Raw genomic sequence first — 23,127 nt, forward strand, 5'->3', positions numbered from 1 at the left:
AGTCACCGAAGGAGCGATGTGGACAGCGAAGTCCTCACCCAGCACGACGCCGGGGCGAGCCAAGCGACGGGCCGCGCCATAGCGTCGGGCAAGGAGGCGGCAGCCACGGACGCCGCGCCCACAGAGGCGCCGGGCCACGAGTGGTGGCGCTCCGCCGTCATCTACCAGGTCTACGTCCGCTCGTTCGCGGACGCCGACGGCGACGGCACCGGCGACCTCGCGGGAGTCCGCAGCCGCCTCCCGTACCTGCGGGACCTCGGCGTCGACGCCATCTGGTTCAACCCTTGGTACGCGAGCCCCCTCGCCGACGGAGGCTACGACGTCAGCGACTACCGCGCCATCCACCCGATGTTCGGCACGCTCGGCGAGGCGGAAGCGCTCATCAGCGAAGCCGCGCAGCTCGGCATCCGCACCATCGTGGACATCGTCCCCAACCACGTTTCAGACCAGCACCCCTGGTTCCAGGCGGCCCTCGCGGCCGGGCCCGGCAGCCCGGAGCGCGAGCGCTTCTGGTTCCGCGAGGGCGCCGGCGAGAACGGCGACCAGATGCCAACGGCATGGGTGAGCAGCTTCCAGGGCGAGACGTGGAGCCGGACCACCAACCCGGACGGCACACCCGGCGAGTGGTACCTGCACCTGTTCACGGCGGAGCAGCCGGACCTCAACTGGAACCACCCCGACGTGCGCAAGGAGCACGAGGACATCCTGCGGTTCTGGTTCGACCGCGGTGTGGCCGGGGTGCGCATCGACAGCGCCGCGATGATCATCAAGGACCCCGAGCTCGGCCCGCTGCCCGATCACACGGAGCACGCCACACCTGGCGTCCACCCGCACATCGACCGCGACGAGATCCACGACGTCTATCGCGGCTGGCGCGCGGTCGCGGACGGCTACGAGCCCAAGCGCATCCTCGTTGGCGAGGTGTGGCTCGAGGATGCGGCCCGATTCGCGCGCTACCTCCGCAGCGACGAGATGCACACCGCGTTCAACTTCGACTTCATGACCCAGCCCTGGGACGCCGCGACCATGCGCGCGAGCATCGACCGCACGCTCGCCGAGCACGCCCCGGTCGGCGCACCCGCGACGTGGGTGCTGAGCAACCACGACATCACGCGCCCGGCCACCCGCTACGGGCGCGAGGACACGTCGTTCGCGTTCGACCGCAAGCGGTTCGGCACCCCCACAGACCTCGAGCTCGGCACCCGCAGGGCTCGCGCCGCCGCGCTGCTCACTGCCGCGCTCCCCGGCTGCCTCTACATCTACCAGGGAGACGAGCTCGGGCTCCCGGAGGCGGACATCCCCGCGGAGCTCATCGAGGATCCCATGCACTTCCGCTCCGGCGGCGTTGACCCTGGCCGCGACGGCTGCCGCGTCCCGCTGCCCTGGACGCGCGAGGGAGTCTCGCTTGGCTTCGGCCCCGACGCCGGCTCCGCGCCCTGGCTCCCGCAGCCAGCCGCGTGGGGGCGCCTCAGCGTGGAGGCGCAAGCCACCTCCCCGCACTCCACGCTCACCCTCTACCGCACCGCCCTCGCCACTCGCCGCGCCAGCGAGGATCTCCTCTCCGGCGGCTTCGCGTGGCTTGATATGCCCGACGCTGTGCTCGCCTTCCGGCGCGGCGCGGGCACCGTTTCCCTCACCAACTTCGGCAGCTCTCCAGTTCCGCTGCCGGACCACATCGGCGTCCTTGCCGCGAGTGCCGAGCTCGTGGCCGGGGCGCTCCCACCAGACTGCACCGTATGGCTCGAGGTTGCGCCGAGCGGTGTCGAAAGCGCCTGACGGCGCCCCCAACAAAAGGAGAATGACAATGATGTCGATCGGTCGCAAGACCGCGATCGCGGGCGTATCACTCGCCGCTGGGGCGCTGCTCCTGACGGCCTGCTCGCCCGACGATAGCGACAGTGCAAGCCCCGGCGCGGGCAATGACGGCAAGAAGATCGAGCTTCGCGTCGCCACCTTCCCGCCCGGCGCGGACAAGGCGGCGTATGACGCATTCGCCGTCCAGGAGAAGCAGTTCGAGGACCTCAACCCCGACATCGACGTGATCGGCGTCGAGTACGAATGGACCGGACCCACGTTCGCTGTTCAGCTCGCGGGCGGAAGCCTCCCCGACGTCTTCACGGTGCCGTTCACGGACACGAAGACGCTGCTCGAGAACGGCCAGCTCAACGACGTCACCGACGAGATGACCGCCCTTGGCTACGTGGACAAGTTCAACCCGATCATCCTTGACGGCGTCACCGGAACGGACGGCCACTACTACGGCTTCCCGCGCCAGGCCTACGCCATGGGCCTGCACTACAACCGGGACCTGTTCACGCAGGCCGGCCTCGACCCCAACTCACCCCCCACCACGTGGGACGAGGTCAGGGCCGACGCAAAGATCATCGCGGAGAAGACCGGCAAGGCCGGCTACGCCCAGATGGCGATCAACAACACCGGAGGCTGGCAGCTCACGGCGGCGACGATCGCCCGCGGCGGACGCACCCAGGTGGACAACGGCGACGGCACGTACACGTCGACGATCAACAACCCTGGCACCAAGGCCGCGCTGCAGTTCCTGCACGACCTGAAGTGGGAGGACAACTCCTTCGGGTCCAAGGTGGACCTCGACTGGGGAACGATCAACCAGGAGTTCGCTGCAGGCAACATCGGCATGTACACCTCTGGCTCCGACGTGTACACGGCCCTCGTCCGTGACTTCGGTATGAAGCCAGAGCAGTACGGCCTCACGGTGGTTCCGCTTGATGGCGCCGACGCCGGAACCCTCGGCGGTGGCGACGTGGCCGTCGTAAGCCCCACGATCGACTCCGCGACCAAGGCGGCGGCGGTCAAGTGGATCGACTGGTACTACATGCAGAAGCTCATGAACGAGGACGCCGCCGTGGCTGACGCCAAGGCGCTGTCCGACGCCGGCCAGGCCGTTGGCACCCCGGTGCTGCCGGTTCTGAGCAAGGAGCTCTACGAGCAGTCGCTCACCTGGATCGAGCCGTACATCAACGTGCCTCGCGACCAGATGAAGCCCTTCACGGAGAACATCTGGAACCAGACGCCCGTTGGCGAGCCGAAGGGCCAGACGCAGGCGATCTACGCGCTGCTCGACCCCGTGGTGCAGGCTGTCCTCACGGACAAGAACGCTGACATCGATGCCCTCCTCACCAAGGCGGACACCGACGCTCAGGCCCTGCTGGACCAGTAGTACTCAAAAGTGGCCGGCGCGGGGGAACCCGCGCCGCCACACCCCCAATGGCGGTAAGGAAAACCAATGGCAACCACACCCGAGGTGAGGCGCAGTCCCAAGGTGGGTGAGCGTCGGGCAGGAAACCCCGTGACGTGGGTGCGTGGGGGAGGCCTCACGACCCTCCTGTTCGCGCTGCCGTTGATCTTCGTGTTCTCGATCTTCAGCTGGCTGCCGATCATCCGCTCGGTGATCATGAGTTTTCAGAAGACGAATCTGGTCACCCCGGCCACGTGGGTTGGCCTCGACAACTTCGCCGCCGTGCTGCGGGACCCGCTGCTGGGCACGGCGATCCTCAACACCGGGTATTTCGCGCTGCTGGCGCTCATCCTCGGCTTCCCCGTGCCGATCATCATGGCCGTGCTGATGAGCGAGGTGCGCAGAGGCAAGGGGATCTACTCCGCGCTCGCGTACCTGCCGGTCATCATCCCGCCCGTGGTCGCGGTGCTGCTGTGGCGCGTGTTCTACGACGCGTCGCCGCAGGGAGTGTTCAACACGATGCTCGGCTGGGTCGGGATACCGCCGCAGCCGTTCCTGCAGAGCCAGACGCAGGCCATGCCCGCCCTCGTGATCGAGGCGACGTGGGCGGCCGCTGGCGGGTCGATCATCATCTACCTGGCCGCGCTGCTCATCGTGCCGCCGGAGCTATACGACGCCGCGGAGGTCGACGGCGCGAACATCTGGCGCAAGATCTGGCACGTCACGCTGCCGCAGATGCGAGGCGTGATCTTCGTGATGCTCATCCTGCAGATCCTCGCGACCGCGCAGGTCTTTCTGGAGCCGTACCTGTTCACCGGCGGCGGCCCCGTTCACGCGACCACCACGATCCTGCTGCTCATCTATGACTATGCATTCACCAACTCGCTCGGCGGCAAGTACGGCATGGCCACGGCGCTGTCGGTGATGCTCGCGATCTTCCTTGGCCTGCTCAGCTGGGTCTACTTCCGCCTCACGAACCGCTGGAGCACCTCATGACGCAGACCGGTTTCTCTCGCGCCGCGGAGGCCGTGCTCGCGCCCGAGGTCGAGCACGACGGCGAGCCGCTGCTTGACGGGCGCAGCCGCCTGATCTCGTGGCGCGGCCGCAGGCGCGCGGACTCGCTGCTCGCGAGCGACCGCAGCATCATCTCGTCCGCGGAGCGGCGGCAGCCTGGGGTGCGGCGCACGCTCAGGGGCGTGCATGTGTTCCTCACCGTGTCTCTCGTGGTGGTGGGCCTCGGGCCGATCCTGTGGCTCGCGAAGTCCGCGGTGACGCCGACGCAGGACACGCTGCAGCAGCCTTTCCGGCTGTGGCCCAACGGCATCGACTGGGCAAACCTGTCGACCGCCTGGAACGACATCCACATCGACCAGTACTTCTTCAACACGGTGGTCATCGCGGCGGGGGCGTGGGTGTTCCAGCTGCTGATCGCGACCACGGGCGCCTACACCCTGTCGATCCTGCGGCCGCGCTATGCGGGGCTGCTGAACTCGCTCGTGCTCGCCACTCTGTTCATCCCGGGCGTGGTGCTGCTGGTTCCCCTCTACCTGACGATCGTGGACCCGCCGCTGCTCGGCCGCGACTACTCGCTGCTCAACAACTACCTTGCCGTGTGGCTGCCGATGGCGGCGAACGCCTTCAACATCCTGCTGGTCAAGCGCTTCTTCGACAACCTGCCCCGGGACGTCATCGAGGCCGCGCGCACCGACGGGGCCGGCCCGTTCCGCCTGTTCTGGTCCATCGTGATCCCGATGTCCAAGCCCATCCTCGGCGTCGTGTCCGTGTTCGCCATCATCGCCGCGTGGAAGGACTTCCTGTGGCCCATGTTGGTGCTGCCGGATCCGGCCCGCCAGCCGCTGTCCGTCCGCCTGCCCGCAGTGCAGTCGCAGACAGAGCTCGACGTGTTCCTCGCGGCCCTCGCGATAGCGACGATCATCCCGGTGGTCATGTTCCTCATGTTCCAGCGCGTGTTCCTGCGGTCCGCGGGGCTTGGGGGAGCGGTCAAGGGCTAGGCGACCTCGGCGCTTGCCGGGCTCCAGCGTCGGCCGCCGCCGTTCTTGAATGCTCCGCACGGCACGCGTGGCCCATGTGACTCAGGCCTTGCCGCTCTTAGGGATCACGCGTCACTCACGTCACTTTGGTCACAGTTGCCGTGCGGAGCAACGAGGCCCGACGCTGGCTCCCCTTGGCATGTCACACCCCAGTGAGACCCTTGTTGGGTGGGGATGAAGAGCCGGTCGCAGAGTGTTCAACAGGTAGCGGCTCGACGTGTGGAAGACACGCCGAGCAGTCCACAACTCTATACACAGGTTTTCAACAGAACCACAACATCTAGGGGCGAATCCCGAAACTCACCCCTATATCTAGTTGCACACCGTTGTAATTCGTACTAAGTTCGGGGCTACGCCTCGAGTTGACGACGTAGTGGCCCGGAGGAGGGCTCAGCCGCCGCATCGGAGCCGCATACGCCGTCCATATTCGCGGCCCGCAAGGGCCACAAGATCACACATCTTTGATCACAGACCAAGGGGAGCGCCGTGACGATCACAGAGAACACCACCGCCGAGGGCAGCACGGCGCAGGTCAATGTTGCAGAGGCGGCCGTCGACAGCGGAGCCATCCGCACCGGCATCCACGTCACCAAGCGTGACGGCACCCGCGAGCCGTACAACGCCGACCGCATCAACAAGGCGATCGAGCGCGCGGCGACCGGTCTTCCGGACCAGATCTCGATGACCACCCAGGTGGCCACCGAGCTGGGCATCACGCTGTTCGACGGCATCACCACCGAGCAGCTCGACGAGGCCGCGATCGGCGTCGCGGTGCAGAACGTCAAGGACGACCCCAACTTCGACATCATCGCCGCCCGACTGCTCCGCAAGGTCATCTACAAGCGCGTGCTCGGCGGCTACGAGTCCGAGCTCGAGCTCGCGCTGCTGCACCAGGCCCGCTTCCCCGGCTACATCCGCGACGCCGTTGAGGAGGGCCTCCTCGACACGCGCCTTGAGAGCCTGTTCGACCTCGACGCGCTCGCGGCCGCGATCGACCACACGCGCGACGACCTCCTGAAGTACATCGGCACGGTCACGATGCGCAACCGCTACATGATCACGGACCGCCACGGCAAGGCGCTCGAGGTTCCCCAGTACTTCTGGATGCGCGTGTGCATGGGCCTGTCGCTCAACGAGGCCAACCCCACCGAGATGGCCCTGCAGTTCTACGAGAAGATCTCGCGCCTCGACTACCTGCCCGCAGGCTCCACGCTCGTCAACGCGGGCACGTCCTACCCCCAGCTGTCCAACTGCTTCGTGATGCAGATGGAAGACGACATGGACCACATCGCCAAGACCGTGGGCGACGTCATGTGGCTCACCAAGGGCACCGGCGGCATCGGCCTTTCGGTGACCAAGCTGCGCTCCGAGGGCTCTCCCATCAAGTCCAACAACACCACGTCGACGGGCCCCATCCCGTTCATGCACACCATCGACTCCACGCTGCGTGCGGTCAGCCGCGGCGGCAAGAAGTTCGGCGCGCTGTGCTTCTACATGGAGAACTGGCACCTCGACTTCTCGCAGTTCCTCGACCTGCGACAGAACTCCGGCGACCCCTACCGCCGCACGCGCACGGCCAACACCGCCGTATGGATCTCGGACGAGTTCATGAAGCGCGTCCAGAACGACCAGGACTGGTACCTCTTCGACCCCGCTGAGACGCCCGACCTCGTTGAGCTCGTCGGCTCGGAGTTCTCCGCGCGCTACGCGCAGTACGTGGCGCTCGCGGAGGCGGGCAAGATGCGCACCTTCAAGAAGATGCGCGCCCGCGAGCAGTACAAGTCCATCCTCGTCATGCTGCAGGGCTCCTCGCACCCGTGGCTGACCTGGAAGGACACCATCAACCTGCGCGCGCTCAACACCAACACGGGCACGATCCACCTGTCCAACCTGTGCACCGAGATCTGCCTGCCGCAGGACCGCGACAACATCGCGGTCTGCAACCTGGCATCGGTCAACCTCTCGACGCACCTGGTAGACGGCAAGATCGACTGGGAGCGCATGAAGGAGTCCACGCGCCTCGCCGTGCGCCAGCTCGACAACCTCGTCGACATCACGCTCAGCTCCGTCCCCGAGTCGGAGCACGCCAACCGTGAGAACCGCGCCATCGGCCTGGGCGTCATGGGCTACACGGACCTCACCGAGCGGCTCGGCCTCGCCTACGAGTCCGAGGAGGCCTACGAGCTCATCGACGAGATCGTCGAGTTCGTGTCGTACCACGCGATCGACGAGTCCGCCGACCTCGCCCGCGAGCGCGGCTCCTACGCGAACTTCGAGGGCTCCGGCTGGTCCAAGGGCAAGGTGCCGTTCGACACCATCGCGGAGGCGGAGGCCGACCGCGGCGTCGCCATCACCGTTGACCGCACCGTCCGTCAGGACTGGGACGCGCTGCGCGCCAAGGTCAAGGGCGGCATCCGCAACGCCACCCTCATGGCAGTTGCGCCCACCGCGTCCATCGGCCTCGTCGCCGGCACCACGCCCGGCTTCGACCCCCAGTTCTCGCAGATCTTCAGCCGGGCGACCTCGTCCGGGAAGTTCCTCGAGGTGAACCGCAACCTCGTCAAGGACCTCCAGGACATCGGCCTGTGGGAGCAGGTGAAGGACGACCTCCTGGCCGTGCAGGGCGACCTCTCGCAGCTCGACGAGGTCCCCCAGCACCTCAAGGACGTCTACAAGACCTCGTTCCAGCTCTCGCCCTACGCCTTCATCGAGGTGGCGGCGCGCGCGCAGAAGTGGATTGACCAGGCGATCAGCCGCAACATCTACCTCGAGGACCGCGACGTCGACAACATGATGGCGCTGTACTCGGCTGCGTGGGAGCGCGGCGTGAAGACCACGTACTACCTCCACATGAAGCCCCGCCACACCGCGGAGCAGTCCACCGTGCGCGTCAATAAGGCAGAGCGTCTCGCCTCCACCGGCTCCGCAGCCGGCGCAGGCCAGGTCGCGAAGCCCTCCGGTGGGGCCGCCCCCGCCAAGCGAGGCTTCGGCGGATTCGGCGCCAAGAAGGGCGCCGACGCCGTGGTTGAGTCTGGTGCAGTGGTTGAGTCTGTCGTCGCCGACGAGGTCGTGGAAGGCGCGGCAGTGTCCCTCGCCGATGCCCCCACCACCACCGCGTCCGTGCCAGCCGTGGCCCCGGCGTCGGTCTTCAGCGCGGTAGCGGCCAAGGCGTTCGCCACCGCTCCCGAGGCTCAGCCGCCATTCCCCCCGCCGCCCTGCCGGAGGTGGCGCAGGAGCCCGAGCCGCAACGGCGTCGTCCGAGGCGCCAGATGGTGCCACGGTCTTTGAGATCGTCGCGGACGACAGCGAGATGGTGGGCGGCGTCGCCTCGCCCAGTGGACCCGATGGAGCGGCTCCAGTGCGAGTCGTGCCAGTAGATCGTCAAGAGGAGTAGGAGAGCATTATGGCAATTCTCGGAACAGGCATCCAGGATGGACTGCTGCTCAAGCCCATCACCTACCCGTGGGCGTACGACCTCTACAACCAGGCCGTCGCGAACACGTGGTTCCCCAACGAGATCCAGTTGGGTGAGGACCTCGCGGACTTCAAGAAGATGACACCGGAAGAGAAGCACGCCGTCACCTATCTGATGTCGTACTTCAACCCCAACGAGCTGCTCGTCAACAAGGCGCTCGCGTTCGGTGTGTACCCGTACATCAACGCCCCCGAGTGCCACCTGTACCTCGCGAAGCAGATGTGGGAAGAGGCCAACCACTGCATGTCGTTCGAGTACGTCCTCGAGACCTTCCCGATCGACCGCGAGGCTGCCTACGAGTCGCACGTCGAAGTTCCCTCGATGGCGATCAAGGAGGAGTTCGAGGTCAAGTACATCAAGCGCATGACCGAAGACACCCTGGACATCACCACCACCGAGGGCAAGAAGGACTTCGTCCGCAACCTCATCGCCTACAACATCATCCTTGAGGGCATCTGGTTCTACTCGGGCTTCATGGTGGCGCTGAGCTTCCGCCAGCGGAACCTGCTGCGCAACTTCGGCTCCCTCATGGACTGGATCATTCGCGACGAGTCGCTGCACCTGCAGTTCGGGATCAACCTCATCCTCACGGTGCTCGAGGAGAACGAGGACCTCCAGGACGCGGAGTTCGCCGAGGAGATCCGCCAGATGATCCTCGACGCCGTGGAGATGGAGGAGGCGTACAACCGCGACCTCCTGCCCACGGGCATCCTTGGCCTCAACGCCGACTATGTGAACCAGTACGTGAAGTACCTGGCAGACCGTCGTCTTGAGGAGCTCGGCTTCGACTCGCACTACAACGTGTCCAACCCGGCGAAGTGGATGGCGACGGCGAATGACACGCTGCAGCTCGTCAACTTCTTCGAGGCGACCAACACGTCGTACGAGGTGAACGCGCAGGCTACTAAGGCGTAAGTGCGCACGCCGTAGTTTGTCGGGGCGAGGCCCCTACCCCTCCTCCGGGCGGTCAGGCTTGATCCCTGCGGACGGGCAGGGGCCTCGCCCCTTTCCTTGTTGCCTTGTTCTCGCGGCTCACCCCCTTCCTGCCCGACGCTGTGGCGACTCGCGCTCCTTGGTCGGCGGTCCGAAAATCTGGCCGTCGCGGGAATGACCTACCGCTTGGTAAAGTTGTACCCGTCGCAGGGAAGTCGTGAACCCTGCCGGCAATGCCGCCGCCCCCCACGATCCAGCACCAGCAAGAGGACCAGAGCGCGCGCATGACAGTCACGAGACAGGTCGCCGAATCGGACGACCCCGTCGCGCCCGTCCCCATCGCGCCCGTCCCCGTCGAAGCCTCCCGCGGCGACTCGTTCTCCAGCGCGCAGCGCCTCAAGTACATCCTGATCCTCGGCGCGCTGAGCGCGCTGGGTCCATTCACCATCGACCTCTATCTGCCGGCGTTCCCCGCCGTTGCCGCCGATCTGCACGCCTCGGACGCCGCGATCCAGATCACGCTCACCGCCACGCTGGTGGGCTTCGCGCTCGGCCAACTCATCGTGGGGCCGCTCTCCGACGCCTTCGGCCGCCGCAAGCCGCTCCTCATCACCACGGCGGTGCACGTCCTCGCGTCGCTCGCGGTGGCGGCCGCGCCCACCGTTGAGCTCGTCACGGTCGGCCGCGTCTTCCAGGGCATCGGCGCCGCCGGCTCCGGCGTTGTCGCGATGGCCGTGGTTCGCGACCTGTTCTCCGGTCAGCGACTCATCCGCATGCTCTCGCGCTTGGCTCTCGTGTGGGGGCTCGCGCCCGTGCTCGCCCCCGTGATCGGCTCGCAGCTGCTGCGGGTCGTCGAGTGGCGTGGCGTCTTCGTGGTCCTCGCGGGCTACGGACTCGTCATGGTGATCGTCTCCGCCTTCTTGATGATCGAGACGCTGCCGCCAGAGCGGCGAGGCATCTTCTCAGGCCGTGCGGTTGCCCGACGCTACAGCCACCTCGCGCGCGACGGCGCCTTCGTGGGGGCCGCCATCCTCGGCTCGATGGTCTTCACCGCGCTCTTCAGCTACCTCTCGTCGAGCTCGTTCCTGCTCCAGGACGTATTCGGCATGACCGCGCAGCAGTACGGGATCGCGTTCGGCGTGAACTCGCTCGGCCTCGTCGCGGCGACGCAGATCTCCGCGCGCCTCATGCGAAAGTTCGCGCCCAAGTCGGTCGCCACAGTCGGCCTGCTCATAATGACCGCCGGCGCGGTATCGCTCCTGGTATGCGGCCTGTCCGACGGCTCGCTCGCCTGGGTCCTCGCGTCCCTGTTCTTCGTGGTGTCGCCGCTTGGCATCATCATGCCGACCGTTCAGGTGACCGCCCTCGCCAATCACGCGGAGGAGGCGGGCACGGCGGCGTCGCTCATTGGCGCACTCAACTCGCTGCTGCCGGGGCTCGTGACTCCGCTCGTCGGCATCCTTGGGGTGTCGGTGGTCTCGATGGCCGGGGTCATGATCGGCGCGCTCGCCGTCGCGCACCTAGCCCTGTGGCTCATCGTCAGGCCGCGCGCGCCCTCCGGGGTTGTCGCCTAGCACGTCACGCCCCCGCGACGTAGCGTTGCGGCATGGGCCAGACGGTCGTGTTCAAGGTCTCGCTTGACGCCGACGACGTTGCGATCGACGAGTTTGAGCCGCGCCCTCCCCGCCCCCCGCACCACGACCTCCGAGACGCAGGGCTCGCCGCCCTCCGCGACCGACACTGGCAGCTCGCCGCCCTGCTGTGCCTCGTGGTGCCGGCGGCCGTCGCAGCCGTCACCTACGCGGTGACGCGCGGCGCGTGGGTCGGCACCGCCCTGCTGGTCGCCGCCGCGGTGATGACGCCAACCTGTGCGGCGTGGGCTGGGGCAGCGCGTGCCCAAGGCGAGACGCCTGCGGGCCGCTCGGTGGGCGGTGACCGGAGCGTCGGGCGCCCTGCTGGCCTTCGCGAGCGTGCCTGGTGTGGCACTGGCGGCCGCGCGCGAAGGTTGGGCGGAATCCCAAGCCGTCCCGACGCTCGCCGTCCTTGCGCTCTCGGGCGCGGCGGGCGCGTGGCTCGGGCTGGCGCTTGCCAACCGACAGAGGGCCTGGCCGCGCATCGCGGCCGCCGCGCTGACGCTGGCCATGGTCTTCGTCCCTTTTGCGGTGGCCACCGCGCTCCTGCCCGAGACCGTCGTCACGGAGCAGATCACCTACCACTCCTTCGTCGCCACGTCCGTGGGCGGGCGCCCCGCCTTCATCTGCAGGGACGAGACGATCGACGCCACCCGCCGCCACACCGAGGATGTGGCCTGGATCGCGATGACTTCGCCCGTCGCGTGGGTCGTCGACGCGGCGAGCTTCTCACCGTCGGCGCTTGCCGGGGCGCCCGACGGTTCACTCGCCCAGGCGCAGGCGTGGACTAGGTCCACGAGGGTTGGGCCGGACGGCTTTGTGGGGTACTGCTACCAAGCCACGAGCCTCGGAACGCCCACCGCGGTAACGGCGGAACGGTACGAGAAGGCGGGGCCGATCGGAGCGCGGCTGGCTACGGCGGCGGCCGCGCTGTGCGGCGCTATCGCGCTGCTCGCGGTCAGCCGGCGGAAGTCAGCGTGACGGTGAGCGAGCCGATGAGGTAGGTGTCGTTGTTCGTCCAGGCCTTGAGCGTGTGCTTGCCTGGCGCGATGCCGTCCACCCGCACGAAGTCCTTCGCGTCCACACCCAGAGTGTTGGCGAACGGCGAGCCGAAGGCGGTGGCGTCGGCGGCATTCTGCGAGCTGTGGGGGACGACCGCGCTGCCATCCCAGCCGTTCGGCGTCAGGTCCTTCGAGTCGAGCGACATGTGGTCGCCCGTGAAGCCCCTGTCCGCGTCCCATGCGGTCCACCCCACCCGAGCGGAGGAGGCGGACGCGGCGTTGAAGGCGAAGTCGGCGAACTGGTTGCCGGTGACCCACTGGCTGCCGGTGAACACCGCGACACTCGACACCGGGAGGCTCTGGAGCTCGTACACCACGGTGAGGCTGAAGCCGCCGTAGAGGTTCGTCTTGTCGCCTCCGGCCGCGAGAGCGATGTCAGCGACCGAGTACTCGCCGCTTCCGGCGGCCGCGACCGCGGCGGTGACGTTGGCGCGAGCCTGGTAGTAGTAGGTGCCGTTGACGGTGTGGGTCGCCGTCTTGTCCGCGGTGACCGTCACGAACGAGCCATCCAGGGCCTTGAGCCGTGCGGTTCCGATGCCGCGCGTCCAGGAGTCCCTCTGGTGGCTGTTCGCCGACCACTCGAGGAGCGCGTACTTGACCTTCGCACCAGCGGGGATGACCAGCTTTGTCGTCCCGGAGTTCGCGTCGCCGCCGGCGGGGTTGAGCGCCACCATCGTGTTGTCGTTGTTGTTCAGGCTCGAGGGGACGTCCTTGCCGACGCCGGTTCCGGCGTACTTCATGATGCCGGCGCACGCCGACTTCTTCGGGTCACAGCCCATGACGGTGCCGCCGACCTGCGTGACGTCGAGGTGGCCCGTCTTCGCGTAGTCGCCCTTGAGGTCCTCGTCGTTGGCGGCGACGGCCGTCAGCACCTTGTAGGACTGCGGGGCAACTCCCTCGGCGGACGCGGAGAACGTGGTCCAGGCGTCGTCGCCAAGCTCGATGTCATCCACGGACGTCAGGTTGAGCGCCAGAGTCGTGGACGTGCCGGCGGCCAACTCAGCGAGCTCGCAGGTGGCGGTGGAGTGCGTGCCGTCGAGGGTGCACTCCCAGCTGCCGGCCGTGAAGGATGAGGTCTGCGCGAACCTGAGGAAGGCGCCGAGGTGTTCCGCCGCGAGGGGCGCTCCGCCAGCGGTGCCGCCGCTCGGGGTTGCGAAGGTAAGGCCATCCGGCAGCTCGATGGACGCGGTGACGTCGGTGGCGTCGCCGTCGCCGGCGTTGGTCAGGAGCATGGACACTGCCGGGTTCGCCACCGGGATCTCCAGGTAGTTGAGCGGAGCCTGGCCGATCTCGAACGCTGCCGCCTTCGGCGGGGTGGGCGTGTCGGTGTCGCCGCCACCCGTGTCGCCGCCAGTGTCTCCGCCACCGGTGTCTCCGCCGCCAGTGTCGCCACCGCCGGTGTCCCCACCGCCAGTGTCCCCGCCGCCAGTGTCCCCGCCGCCAGTGTCCCCGCCGCCGGTGTCGCCGCCACCCGTGCTGCCCCCGGTGTCCCCACCCGTGCTGCCTCCGGTGTCCCCACCGGTGCTGCCTCCGGTGTCCCCACCAGTGCTGCCCCCGCTGTTTCCACCAGTCTGGCCCCCAGTATCTCCACCGGTGCCGCCCCCAGTCTCATTGCCCACGACCCCGGCGGGCGCACCACCGGTGTCACCTTCGCCGGCGTCGGCGCTCGGCTCAACGGACGGCTCGGGGGATGGCGTCGCCGAAGGCTCCGCGCTCGGAGCGGTTGACGGTGCGGCACTCGGGTCCGTCGCGCCGGTCTCGGAGGGGTCAGGCGTGGTCTGCGTGGAGGGCGTCTGACCCTCGGAGCGGCCCAGCGGGTTGAATACGCCGAGGAAGCTGGCGCCCGAGACCACGAGGGCGACGACGCCTAGCGCCGCCGCGGCGGGAAGGACGATGGCTGCAGTCGACGCGATCCACGCGGACAGGCCGGATCCTGTCGCGAGGCTCGCAGAGCCCGATCCGCCCGCGACGGCCGACCCCGCAGTGCCGGCGCCTGCGGCGGCCTTTGCGCCGAGCGCCCCACCGACGGGGAGCCCGCCCTCGAGCGCACCCACGCCGAGAACGCCGAGCACGAGCGGCGCGATGATCCCGCGCATGCCGCGGTTCACGTCCTCAAGCTCGGCGACGAGTGCGGCGCACTTCTCGCAGGAGTCAACGTGTTCCTCGACCTTGGCGTGGTCACGCTTCGCGAGACCGCCGCGAACGTAGGCGCCCAACTGGGTGCTTGCGGCGAGGCAGTCCATCGAGTCCGCGGTGTTGAGGTGCTGCTGCAGGTATGCCTGACGGAGCGCTTCACGGGCGCGGTACGCGAGCGCCGCGACTCCGTTGGCGGTCAGGCCCAGGAGAGGAGCGATCTCCTTGGGGGACTTCTTCTCGACCTCGGTGTACCAGAGCACCGCCTGCCACCGCTCTGGGAGGGAGCGGAAGGCGTCGGCGACGATTCCCTGCTCGAACCCCTCGAGCGCACCCTCGTCCGACGGGGCCTCGTAGCCCATCGCCGACTCGTACTGCGCCATGTCGTCACCCGGCCGGGTGCGGTTGCCGCGATTGATGATGTCCATGCCGGTGCGGCGGACAATCGTGAAGAGGTAGGCGCGGAACGCGAGGTCAGGGCCATCGCCCTGCTGCAGCGCGCGCAGCACGCGGGAGAAGGACTCTGCGACAACGTCGTCCACATCCGCGGCGGTGTTCGTGTATTGCGAGGCGACTTTTTCGGGCTGCATCGACGTGGCGTTCGTAGAGCACGCCAAAGGCAGTCGCATCGCCGGCGCGCACGCCAGCGATGAGTTCTGGATCGCTGGACGTCTCCGTCCATAGCGCGATCGCCTCTTGGCTCATGCCAAACTCCCGCGAACCTTGTGAATGTGCCCTCCTAGTGTCCCTTTTTGACCCGTTTAGATACAACACGCACGGTGGGGAGTTAGTCACACGGGGTTCGGGGGTTGCGCAAGAAAAACTTCTCGTGTGACTCGCGTCATAGCCGTCTAGACGATCCCTCTCATAATGCATGACATCGGAAGTGACGAACGCAGGACCCGCGCAGGCAACCACACTGCTGCGCACGTGGGAGTCCGCAAGTGTCTCGACGGTGTGGCTGCGTCCTGGCGACTGGTACACACCCGCCGCCGACGCGCTCGTTGAGGCGCTCCAGGCAGGCAAGGACACCGCTCCTGCCGCGTACCGGCTCGGACAGGCTCGGGCCGCCGCCGGCGTGGGCATCACCGAGGCCATCGACGACATGACCGTGCTGTTCCGGGCGGCCGGCTTCCAGGCGCCGCCGATCCGTTCTATCCGTTCACTGTGCGAAGGCTGGACCGAGCGCGACACGGCCCCCATCACTGCTCCCACCATGACGGACGCGGAATCCGGACTCGGAACCGCCGAGTACCTGGTGCAGCGGCTCGGCGAGGTCTACGGGGCCGCGAACCGCAACGGTGAGCCGGTGGGCGAGTCTCACGCCCTGGTGATCGTGGACGTCTCGGTCGCGGACAACGACCCCTGGCAGCGCATCGCGCGCAACGCGGCGGTTGGCCACGCGCTCAAGGACGCCTATGGCGAGGGGCACCCCATGGCTCGCATCTCCGACGGCATCTACGCGGTGCTTGTTGCCCGCGATGCCGAGCTCGGTGCCGGGCTCGCGGCGCTTCGCGACCACATCGCCGAGCGGTCCATTCAGATGAGGGTTGGCAACCTGATGCGCCAGCCTCCTCGCGTCTGGGTTGAGTCCCTTCCCGACGCCCATGTACACGTCCAGGATCTCCTGGAGTCCGTCCACCGCTGACACGTAGACGGGCGCAGAGGCCGACACCGAGCTGAGGGCGGTGTCGGCCTTTGTGCTTCCCTGGGGGTAGCGTCGGCCCGTGGCACGCGTTGAGGTGAGGGCCAAGCCCGGCTCGCGGCGCGGACCTCTCGTGGAGGAGGGGCACGACGCGGTGCTCACCGTGCACGTCAGGGAACGGGCCGCTGACGGCGCGGCGAACACGGCGATAGAGGCGGCGTTGGCCGCCCATTTCGGCGTGCGCAAGGCGGATGTGCGGATTGTGCGCGGGCACACGTCGCGCGTGAAGCTCGTGGAGGTCGACGGGATCTAGCCGTCACTCTTCGCTTGGGTCTCCCCACACGGCGAGCTCGTTCCCGCTGGGGTCCGCGAAGTGGAAGCGCCTCCCGCCTGGGAAGCGGAACGTGTCGCGCACGATCGAGCCGCCGGCGGCTATGACCGCGTCATGAGTCGCATCGATGTCGTCGGAGAAGAGCACCACGACCACGTCCGTGCCATGACTGATCTCGCCGACGCTTGAGATGCCGCCGGCCTCGCGGCCGTCGGGCGTCACGATGCCCAAGTACTCGGGTCCGTAGGACGTGAAGTCCCAGCCGAACGCGCGTCGGTAGAACGCCTCGGAGGCGTCGATGTCAACGCTGGGGATCTCGATGTAGTCGAACCCGTGATGCACGTGGTCAGCGCTCATGGCGCAATGGTCCCGCTCGTGAACGGCACCGTCAATCGCTCAGTGAGTTTCTCGCCACAGCACCACGGAGCGCCCCTCGGCACGCGACGCCCTCTGCCCGCGCTCCACGATGACCACGGTCCCGCTGGGTCCCGTGGTGAAAACGCGCGCCCCGATGTCGGCGCGGGGACGCAGCCGCTCCACCTCGCGCTCGAGCTCCGTGACTCGCGCAGCAAGGGTCAGAATGTGGGCGATACCAGCGAGGTTGATCCCCTCGTCTTGGCTCATGCGCTGCACCTCGCGCAGGGTTGCGACGTCGCGAAGCGAGTATCGCCTGCCCCCGCCCGGGCGCCGCTTCGGCACCACGAGGCCAAGCCGGTCGTACTGCCTGAGGGTCTGCGCGTGCATGCCAGCGAGCTCGGCCGCAGCCGAGATCAGGAAGACCGGCTCGTCTACGTCGGGCTGCTCCATTACCGCGCCGCATCCTTGTAGAGCGAGTCACGCGGATTGTCGCCGAGTTGCTGTGCGAGCGCCTCGACCGCCTGCTTCGCGTGCCGCGACAGCTTCTTCGGCACGTCGACGACGATCGCCACGTGGAGGTCGCCCGTCTTGTCGCGGCTTGAGAGTCCGCGGCCCTTGACTCGCAGGATCTGGCCCGACGCTGTGCCCGCGGGCACCTTCACACTCACCTTGTCCCCGGTGAGGGTTGGCACCTGGATGGTGGCGCCGAGGGCCGCCTCGGCATAGGTGACGGGCACCTGCACACGCAGGTTCAGGCCGTCATAGGAGAACACGGGGTGCTTGCCCACGCGAACCGTGAGCAGCAGGTCGCCGTTGGGTCCCCCGCCCGCTCCTGGACGTCCCTTACCGGGCACGCGGATCTTTTGTCCGTCCTGGACGCCAACGGGGATGCGCGTCGAGACGCGCTGCCCGTCGAGACCCAACGTGACCGTGGCACCTTGGGCCGCCTCGCGGAACGTGACCTCGGTCACGGCCGCAATGTCGGAGCCCTTCTGCGGGCCGCGCTGGTAGCTCGCACCGCCGCCGAACATCTGGTTGAGGATGTCCTCGAAGCCGGCACCGCCCGGCTGCTGTGCTGTGCCGTTGAAACCACCCGCGCCGCCGAACATGCCGCCGAACACGTCCTCGAAGCCCTGGGCGCCGCCGGACCCGCCCGCCTGAAAGCGAGGACCGCCGCCGCCCATGGCGCGCACGGCGTCGTACTGCTTGCGCTGTTCGGCGTCGGAGAGGACCGCGTACGCCTCGCCCACGTCCTTGAACTTCTTCTCCGCCTGCGCGTTCCCGGGATTGCGGTCCGGGTGCAGCTCCTTCGCCAGTTGGCGGTAGGCCTTCTTGATCGCCGTCGCGTCCGCGTCCTTGGGGACGCCAAGGGTGGCGTAGAAGTCTTTGCTGAACCAGTCTTGGCTCGCCACGGCGCCTCCCTTCGTGAAGCGGTCGGTTACTCCGGCTGCGCCACGATGACGCGCGCGGGGCGCACGATGCGCTCGCCGATCCGGTGGCCCGGCTGCGCAACGGTGATGATGGTGGGCTCGCTGACGTCGGCGCTCGGCTGCGACAGCAGCGCCTCGTGCAGTGCGGGGTCGAACGGCTCGCCAACGGCCCCATAGCTCTCCCAGCCGAACTGGGCGAGTGCGGCCTCGAGCTTCGCCGCGATCGCGGCGAACGGCCCGTCCTCGAGCTCGCCGTGCTCGCGCGCGGCAGCGATGTCGTCGAGGGTGGGGATGAGCGCCTCGATGGTTCGAGCCGTTGCGACCTCGCCCGCGATGGCGCGGTCGCGATCCACTCGCTTGCGGTAGTTCACGTACTCGGCCTGGAGTCGCTGCAGGTCCGCGAGGTGCTCGCCCGCCTTCGCCTGCGCGTCCTCGAGGGCGGACATGGCGGCCGCCTCGTCGGCGGTGGCGAGCTCGTCGGCGCTGATGTGGCCGTCGCGGTCTCGGTCAAGCACGTTCGCGGCTCCGTCGATGATCGACGCCGCGTCGGTGAGCGCGCTCTCGGCGCCCTCGTCGTCTGGGGTGTTGAACCCGGTGTGGTCATTCATGGGAAGTCTCCTCGAAATCAAGGTGACGGCCCGACGCCGTGGTCACCACAGCGTCGGGCCTCGCCTTGCTACTTCTCGTCGTCGACGATCTCGGCGTCAACGACGTCGTCGTCGGCTTGGGCGTCGCTCGGCTCGGATGGCCCAGCGGCCGATTCGGCCTGCTGGTGAGCGTAGACCGCCTCGCCGATCTTCTGCGCCTTGGACACGAGCGTCTCGTGTGCGGACTTCACGGCGTCGACGTCGGTGCCCTCGAGGGCGGTCTTGACGTCGGCGATCGCGGACTTCACGTCGTCGGCAACCTCCGCGGGGACCTTGTCCTCGTTCTCGGAAAGGATCTTCTCGGTGGAGTACGCGAAGGTCTCGGCGTTGTTGCGGGTCTCCGCCTCGTCGCGACGCGCCTTGTCCTCGTCGGCGTGGGCCTCGGCGTCCTTGACCATGCGGTCGATGTCCTCCTTGGAGAGGGCCGAGCCGCCGGTCACGGTGATGGACTGCTCCTTGCCGGTGCCGCGGTCCTTGGCGTGGACGTGGACGATGCCGTTGGCGTCGATGTCGAACGTGACCTCGATCTGCGGCACGCCGCGGGGGGCGGGCGCGATGCCGCCGAGCTCGAAGGTGCCGAGCAGCTTGTTGTCGCGCGCGAACCCACGCTCGCCCTGGTAGACCTGGATGAGCACGGACGGCTGGTTGTCATCGGCCGTGGAGAAGACCTCGGACGACTTGGTGGGAATCGCGGTGTTGCGCTCGATGAGCGAGGTCATGACGCCGCCCTTGGTCTCGATGCCGAGGCTCAGGGGGGTGACGTCAATGAGCAGCACGTCCTTGCGCTCCCCCTTGATGACGCCGGCCTGGAGGGCGGCGCCAACGGCGACCACCTCGTCGGGGTTGACGCCCTTATTGGGCTCCTGGCCGCCGGTGAGCTCCTTGACCAGTTCCGTGACGGCTGGCATGCGGGTGGAGCCGCCAACGAGAACCACGTGATCGATGTCGCTCAGCTTGATGCCCGCGTCCTTGATCACCTGCTGGAACGGCGCCTTGGTGCGCTCAAGCAGGTCCTGGGTCATCTGCTGGAACTGCGCGCGCGTGAGCTTGGAGTCGAGGTGAACGGGGCCGTTCTCGCCGATGCTCAGGTACTGGAGGGAGATCGTGGTCTGCTGCGCGGACGAGAGCTCCTTCTTGGCCTGCTCGGCGGCCTCACGGAGACGCTGCACGGCGGCCTTGTCCTTGGACAGGTCCACACCCTCGGCGTTCTTGACCTCCTTGATGAGGTGGTCGACGACGCGCTGGTCCCAGTCGTCGCCGCCAAGGCGGTTGTCGCCTGCGGTGGCCTTCACCTGGATGGTCGCGAAGGCGTCCTCGTCCTTGCCCACCTCGAGCAGGGACACGTCGAACGTGCCGCCGCCGAGGTCGAAGACCAGGATGAGCTCGTCCTCCTTGCCCTTGTCGAGGCCATACGCAAGCGCGGCCGCGGTGGGCTCGTTGACGATGCGGAGCACGTTGAGGCCCGCGATCTCACCGGCGTCCTTGGTGGCCTGACGCTCGGCGTCGTTGAAGTATGCGGGGACGGTGATGACCGCGTCGGTCACCTTCTCGCCGAGGTACTCCTCGGCGTCCCTCTTGAGCTTGCCCAGGATGCGGGCGCTGATCTCCTGCGGGGTGTACGTCTTGCCGTCGATGTCCTTGGTCCACGACGTGCCCATGTGGCGCTTGACGGACTGGATGGTGCGGTCGACGTTGGTGACCGCCTGGCGCTTGGCGATCTCGCCGACGAGCACCTCTCCGGTCTTCGAGAACGCGACCACCGACGGGGTGGTGCGCGCGCCCTCTGCGTTGGCGATGACGGTGGGCTCGCCGCCTTCTAGAACGGCGACCACCGAGTTGGTGGTGCCGAGGTCAATTCCTACTGCTCGTGACATAAGTTGTCCTCCTTGAAAAAGTGCTCGCTCGAATAGTTGAGCGGCCTAGGCTCAACTTACGGCGGCGGCTCGACGCTGTCAAGCCCCGGGAGGAAAAACTTGAGTGGACCTGGCTCAAGTTCTGAATCCGAGCCTAATTGTCGACGCGAACCGTGTCCAGGAGGGCGGTGTACGCCGCTTCGTCGATGGGCCCCTCATACGAGATCCACTGGACAAACACGAGGCGGTTTCCGTTGCCGAGGATCGTGGCGCGGACAAGCGCGTCCCCGGCGTCGTAAGACGCGCTGAAGTCGCCCTGGAGCCCCTCAAGGCCGTTCGCCGTCGTGACGGGCACCCTCGTGGCCTCGCTGATCGACCCCGCCGAGGCTGCGAAGCCCTTGAGGTATTCGTCCATCTGGTTGTCGAACGTGCCCCAGTTGGACGGGCCGGGTGAGCTTTCAAGCACCACGACCAGCTGAGGCGTGACGGTGGAGGGATCGCCCGTGAAATAGGTTCCGACGATGTCTTGCCCGTCCTGGAGCGGCGCCTCCATCGCGGAAAGGTCCATGTAGTCGCCCGCATTCACCCACTCGTCCGGCACAACGTACGCGACGGCACCCGAGTCGGAGACCACCGTGATCCCGTTGAGCTGCGTGGTCTGGCCCTGCTCGGTAGGCGTGACGGGCGCTCCCGTGTAGTCCGGGCTGTGGCCCTTGTTGAGTTGCGAGAAGACGGTGAGCACGCCCACCGCGACCACGACGACGAACAGAGTCGCGCCGCCGATGATGAGCCAGCCCCACCAGGGGAGTCCCTTGCGCTTCTGCGCGACCGGAGGCGCGTAGGCGAGCGGCGGCTGATAGGCGGGCGGCGGGTACTGCGCGTAGGCGGGCGGCGGAGCAGCCGGCGCAACGGGCGGAGCCACGCTTGGCACGGGGGCAGCTGGGGCCGCGGCAACGGGGGCCGCGGGCGGCTGCACCTCACCGGTCTCAGGGTCGAACCGCGGAACCTGAATCATGTCCGGTCCGCCGGGTTGAGGGATGGCCTTGGGGGCCACCGGCTCCGGGGAGTCTCCTCGAGGTCAGGGAATTGGGGAGCCGCGCCGGGGGCCCACTCGTTCGCACCGCCCTGGGGTGCGCCGGGCGGCACGTCGCCGCCCGTTGGGGTGTCTGCCATGGCTCTCCTCCCGATCGTCTCTGACACTAGCGCCTTGCAGAAGGCGGCCAGTGGAGGCTGGACTGGCCTGCGAGACTCCGCGTAGCGTCGGGCATATGACAAGCCCAGCCGACGCTGCAGCCCACTTTCGCGCCCGTCTCGCCTTCGAAACGGACGTGAGCGATGCGCACGCCGCACTTGAGGCGCGAGAGGCGGGGTTCGTGCTCGTCGACACGCGCAACCTCGAGGCGTGGGAGCAGGGCCACGCGCGCGGAGCGGTGCACATTCCCAAGCCGGATATGCCCTCCAGGATCCCCGCGGAGTACGCCGCAGACACGCAGTTCGTCGTGTACTGCTGGGGACCCGGCTGCAACGGCGCCACGTGGGCGGGGCTCATCATCAGCGAGCTCGGCTACGCCGTGAAGGAGATGATCGGTGGCTTCGAGTACTGGGCGCGCGAGGGCCTGCCGGTGGACAAGGTCGTCACCGACGCGAGCGGCGCCCGCGTCACGGTGGACGCGACGCGAGCCGTCGACGCACTTACTTCGCCACTCCCAGCGGCGGGCCAGCGCATCGCCTGCGACTGCTGACGCTACTTCTTGGTGAAGGTGACCGTGGTGCCGTCGAACGTCGCGGTGCCCTTGTCGAACACCTGGGTGACCACGCCGTCGGCCGTCTTGGGCGCCGCCTTGGGCCAGCCCCACGTTCCCGAGGGGCCGCCGGCGGTCGAATACTCGCTCACGAGGCCCGTGGCGACGTAGCCGTGCTTGGTGCCGAGCACGTAGAGGCGGCCGCCTTGGAAGTCCTGATAGCGCGCGCCGGACTTGGCGTCGACGAGCTGACCGCTCGTGGGCCAGCCGAGCGGGCCGCTGTAAGCCTTGTAGGCGTACCACGGAGTGACGAGCGGCCCATAGACGGACTTTGTGCCACCCGTGGCGCGCCAGGTGAGAACGATGGTGCCGAACTTCTGCACCTCGCCGCCGCCGTTGGCCGTGCTCGTCATCACGCCGCTCGTGGGCCAGCCGTACCTGCCTGTGACCCCGCCTGCGGCCTGCAGCGCCGCAACAAAGTGGGTGCCCACGTACGTCTTCTTGGAGCCCTTGACGTAGATCGTGCCGTTCTCGAACGGCTGCGAGGTCACCCCCAGCGACAACAGTGGCGGAGCCGATGGGCCAGCCGAGCACGCCCTTCTCGCCCTTGTAGCCCAACCAGGC

Annotated in this window: 18 protein-coding genes; 11 read left to right on the forward strand and 7 right to left on the reverse strand. The window is 67.8% G+C overall.

What is annotated here, in order from left to right:
* Positions 1-159 precede the first annotated feature (159 nt).
* From NVV57_06700 to NVV57_06735, 8 genes are all read left to right on the forward strand, one after another.
* The gene (locus NVV57_06700; protein MCR6712389.1) at positions 160-1,776 is read left to right on the forward strand and encodes a glycoside hydrolase family 13 protein; all 1,617 of its coding nucleotides are present in this window, start codon (positions 160-162) and stop codon (positions 1,774-1,776) included.
* Positions 1,777-1,804: 28 nt separating this feature from the next.
* A complete protein-coding gene (locus NVV57_06705) occupies positions 1,805-3,196 on the forward strand; it encodes an extracellular solute-binding protein (GenBank protein ID MCR6712390.1) in 1,392 nt (463 codons plus the stop codon).
* 66 nt (positions 3,197-3,262) lie between these two features.
* Complete coding sequence (locus NVV57_06710) at positions 3,263-4,210, forward strand: sugar ABC transporter permease (protein MCR6712391.1); 948 nt, start codon at positions 3,263-3,265, stop codon at positions 4,208-4,210.
* On the forward strand, positions 4,207-5,226 hold the full coding sequence (locus NVV57_06715) for a carbohydrate ABC transporter permease (protein MCR6712392.1): 1,020 nt from the start codon (positions 4,207-4,209) through the stop codon (positions 5,224-5,226). Before NVV57_06710 ends, NVV57_06715 begins: the two co-directional genes overlap by 4 nt.
* A 618-nt stretch (positions 5,227-5,844) precedes the next feature.
* Complete coding sequence (locus NVV57_06720) at positions 5,845-8,553, forward strand: ribonucleoside-diphosphate reductase subunit alpha (protein MCR6712393.1); 2,709 nt, start codon at positions 5,845-5,847, stop codon at positions 8,551-8,553.
* Positions 8,554-8,668: 115 nt separating this feature from the next.
* Complete coding sequence (locus NVV57_06725) at positions 8,669-9,655, forward strand: ribonucleotide-diphosphate reductase subunit beta (GenBank protein ID MCR6712394.1); 987 nt, start codon at positions 8,669-8,671, stop codon at positions 9,653-9,655.
* A gap of 251 nt (positions 9,656-9,906) precedes the next feature.
* Positions 9,907-11,247, forward strand: a complete 1,341-nt coding sequence (locus NVV57_06730; GenBank protein ID MCR6712395.1) for a multidrug effflux MFS transporter — start codon at positions 9,907-9,909, stop codon at positions 11,245-11,247.
* Positions 11,248-11,565: 318 nt separating this feature from the next.
* A complete protein-coding gene (locus NVV57_06735) occupies positions 11,566-12,285 on the forward strand; it encodes a hypothetical protein (GenBank protein ID MCR6712396.1) in 720 nt (239 codons plus the stop codon).
* Here the strand turns inward: NVV57_06735 and NVV57_06740 are convergent.
* Entirely contained in the window at positions 12,263-15,088 is a 2,826-nt protein-coding gene (locus NVV57_06740; GenBank protein MCR6712397.1) for a sigma-70 family RNA polymerase sigma factor, read from the reverse strand. The genes NVV57_06735 and NVV57_06740 overlap by 23 nt on opposite strands.
* A gap of 296 nt (positions 15,089-15,384) precedes the next feature.
* Between NVV57_06740 and NVV57_06745 the strand changes: the two genes are divergently transcribed.
* Both NVV57_06745 and NVV57_06750 read left to right on the forward strand, forming a co-directional pair.
* The gene (locus NVV57_06745) at positions 15,385-16,146 is read left to right on the forward strand and encodes a hypothetical protein (GenBank protein ID MCR6712398.1); all 762 of its coding nucleotides are present in this window, start codon (positions 15,385-15,387) and stop codon (positions 16,144-16,146) included.
* A gap of 79 nt (positions 16,147-16,225) precedes the next feature.
* Positions 16,226-16,456, forward strand: coding sequence for a DUF167 domain-containing protein (locus NVV57_06750; protein ID MCR6712399.1), 231 nt, complete (start codon positions 16,226-16,228; stop codon positions 16,454-16,456).
* A gap of 3 nt (positions 16,457-16,459) precedes the next feature.
* On the opposite strand, the gene NVV57_06755 is transcribed toward NVV57_06750, so the two are convergent.
* The 6 genes from NVV57_06755 to NVV57_06780 form a co-directional block, all read right to left on the reverse strand.
* Complete coding sequence (locus tag NVV57_06755; protein ID MCR6712400.1) at positions 16,460-16,831, reverse strand: VOC family protein; 372 nt, start codon at positions 16,829-16,831, stop codon at positions 16,460-16,462.
* Positions 16,832-16,870: 39 nt separating this feature from the next.
* Complete coding sequence (locus NVV57_06760) at positions 16,871-17,281, reverse strand: helix-turn-helix transcriptional regulator (protein ID MCR6712401.1); 411 nt, start codon at positions 17,279-17,281, stop codon at positions 16,871-16,873.
* Positions 17,281-18,243, reverse strand: coding sequence for a J domain-containing protein (locus tag NVV57_06765; GenBank protein MCR6712402.1), 963 nt, complete (start codon positions 18,241-18,243; stop codon positions 17,281-17,283). Before NVV57_06765 ends, NVV57_06760 begins: the two co-directional genes overlap by 1 nt.
* A gap of 26 nt (positions 18,244-18,269) precedes the next feature.
* On the reverse strand, positions 18,270-18,869 hold the full coding sequence (grpE, locus tag NVV57_06770; protein MCR6712403.1) for a nucleotide exchange factor GrpE: 600 nt from the start codon (positions 18,867-18,869) through the stop codon (positions 18,270-18,272).
* 68 nt (positions 18,870-18,937) lie between these two features.
* On the reverse strand, positions 18,938-20,782 hold the full coding sequence (gene dnaK, locus NVV57_06775) for a molecular chaperone DnaK (GenBank protein ID MCR6712404.1): 1,845 nt from the start codon (positions 20,780-20,782) through the stop codon (positions 18,938-18,940).
* A gap of 133 nt (positions 20,783-20,915) precedes the next feature.
* On the reverse strand, positions 20,916-21,815 hold the full coding sequence (locus NVV57_06780; GenBank protein ID MCR6712405.1) for a hypothetical protein: 900 nt from the start codon (positions 21,813-21,815) through the stop codon (positions 20,916-20,918).
* Positions 21,816-22,029: 214 nt separating this feature from the next.
* On the opposite strand from NVV57_06780, the gene NVV57_06785 reads away from it, so the two are divergent.
* A complete protein-coding gene (locus NVV57_06785; protein ID MCR6712406.1) occupies positions 22,030-22,503 on the forward strand; it encodes a rhodanese-like domain-containing protein in 474 nt (157 codons plus the stop codon).
* Positions 22,504-23,127 lie beyond the last annotated feature (624 nt).

The sequence above is a fragment of the Demequina sp. genome (assembly GCA_024707205.1).
GTDB lineage: Bacteria > Actinomycetota > Actinomycetes > Actinomycetales > Demequinaceae > Demequina.

What these genes read in the sequence shown, in the direction of transcription:
- NVV57_06760 (MCR6712401.1), bottom strand. Translation starts at nt 17,281, where the DNA reads ATGGAGCAGCCCGACGTAGACGAGCCGGTCTTCCTGATCTCGGCTGCG.
- NVV57_06725 (MCR6712394.1), top strand. Translation starts at nt 8,669, where the DNA reads ATGGCAATTCTCGGAACAGGCATCCAGGATGGACTGCTGCTCAAGCCC.
- NVV57_06705 (MCR6712390.1), top strand. Translation starts at nt 1,805, where the DNA reads ATGATGTCGATCGGTCGCAAGACCGCGATCGCGGGCGTATCACTCGCC.
- NVV57_06730 (MCR6712395.1), top strand. Translation starts at nt 9,907, where the DNA reads ATGCCGCCGCCCCCCACGATCCAGCACCAGCAAGAGGACCAGAGCGCG.
- NVV57_06755 (MCR6712400.1), bottom strand. Translation starts at nt 16,831, where the DNA reads ATGAGCGCTGACCACGTGCATCACGGGTTCGACTACATCGAGATCCCC.
- grpE (MCR6712403.1), bottom strand. Translation starts at nt 18,869, where the DNA reads ATGAATGACCACACCGGGTTCAACACCCCAGACGACGAGGGCGCCGAG.
- dnaK (MCR6712404.1), bottom strand. Translation starts at nt 20,782, where the DNA reads ATGTCACGAGCAGTAGGAATTGACCTCGGCACCACCAACTCGGTGGTC.
- NVV57_06740 (MCR6712397.1), bottom strand. Translation starts at nt 15,088, where the DNA reads ATGCAGCCCGAAAAAGTCGCCTCGCAATACACGAACACCGCCGCGGAT.
- NVV57_06710 (MCR6712391.1), top strand. Translation starts at nt 3,263, where the DNA reads ATGGCAACCACACCCGAGGTGAGGCGCAGTCCCAAGGTGGGTGAGCGT.
- NVV57_06715 (MCR6712392.1), top strand. Translation starts at nt 4,207, where the DNA reads ATGACGCAGACCGGTTTCTCTCGCGCCGCGGAGGCCGTGCTCGCGCCC.
- NVV57_06785 (MCR6712406.1), top strand. Translation starts at nt 22,030, where the DNA reads ATGACAAGCCCAGCCGACGCTGCAGCCCACTTTCGCGCCCGTCTCGCC.